This is a genomic window from Gilliamella sp. B3892 (genome assembly GCF_026536305.1).
Taxonomy (GTDB): domain Bacteria; phylum Pseudomonadota; class Gammaproteobacteria; order Enterobacterales; family Orbaceae; genus Gilliamella.
In genome coordinates, this window is record NZ_JAFNOK010000031.1 from 1 (window position 1) to 1,303 (window position 1,303).

The following is a 1,303-nucleotide window of genomic DNA, read 5'->3' on the forward strand; positions in this document are numbered from 1 at the left end:
TTTTTTATTAAAAATGACTCGATATAGGTGCTTATTCATTTTTTAATTCCTTCATTCCATTCTGTTTATTACTTATTTCCATGTATAACTGGTCGGGTATACGATGTGTAATTCACGCAATACTCAGTTAATAATTCCAATTGATATTAAAGCCTAACGTCAATGGATTGGTTTTAAATCCTTTCGGTTTGCGAATTGGCTTACCGGCAAAGACGTCATAATAGAATCCATAATTATTGCCCCGCACACCAACTACGCCACCGGTTAAATGTCGGCCAAGCAGGTACTCACTTTTGGTACCGGATACTTCACCGGTATCAATACCCAGATAAGGCTCGTGATTAAGCGGTGCTTGCCAGGCAAACTCATTACGTAAATACCAGCCTCGATCGGCTTTCAAGGTAAGCTCGCCATCAAAACCGCGTACACTCCAACGTCCGCCGATTGAAAACTGTTCAGGTGAGGTTAAATCCCCCCCTCGGGTATATTGCCCTTGATAATCTAATCGATAGCGAAACGGTTGCTCAGCCAAACTAAATGGGACATTGGCTGAAAAGTTAACTAAAAAGATCTCTGACAGGGGACTGCCGCTATTTTCCGGGCTTTTTTCTTCCGGCGCTTTTTTAGCATTAAACCAACGTACGCCTTTTTGATAAGTTATACCCGCATCTAACGTGATATCTTTAATATAGTGTCGATGCTGTAAACCCAGTTGCCAATGGGTGGTTTTACGCTGCTGAACTTCAAGCTCCGTATTATTGACATAGTTATGCGATTGACGCAGTGAAAGGCCATAGCTTAAGGTTGTTTTTTGTGACTCATTACGGTGAATAACGCGGCTAAGTTGGATATTGGCATTACGGCTGCGCCCACTGTACTGATAATTGACATTTTGCCCGGCTACAGTTTGATGATATTTATTACCGGATAATGAGGTATTGAGCGTCCAATAGCCGAAAGGTACCGAATAGGACAATAAAAAGTTACGGGAGCCGTATTCGCCTTTTCCGTTTAAATCATGTCCTACTGATCCATAAAACGAATCACTCAATGATAACAGGTTGTCCAGATATAACGTGGCACCGCCCTGATCACGACCGGTAGCTTTGGTACCCGAGTCATCAATCGATAACCCTAATCGCCACATTTTAGTCTGCTTGCGACTAATCATAATATCGCTTTCACCCGGCTTATCACCCGGGACTAATTGCATTTGCGTGCTGACTGTTGGTATGCGCTGAAGATTTTCAAGCCCTTGCTCGATATCACGTAAATTTAAGATTTTCCCTTCTCTTGCCGGCAT

The 1,303-nt window shown here is 42.7% G+C and carries 1 protein-coding gene; it reads right to left on the minus strand.

Going from position 1 to position 1,303, the window contains the following annotated elements; translation table 11 throughout:
• Positions 1–127: 127 nt before the first annotated feature.
• A partial coding sequence (locus J3U74_RS12330) for a ShlB/FhaC/HecB family hemolysin secretion/activation protein (RefSeq protein WP_267328912.1) occupies positions 128–1,303 on the minus strand: 1,176 nt, incomplete at its 5' end.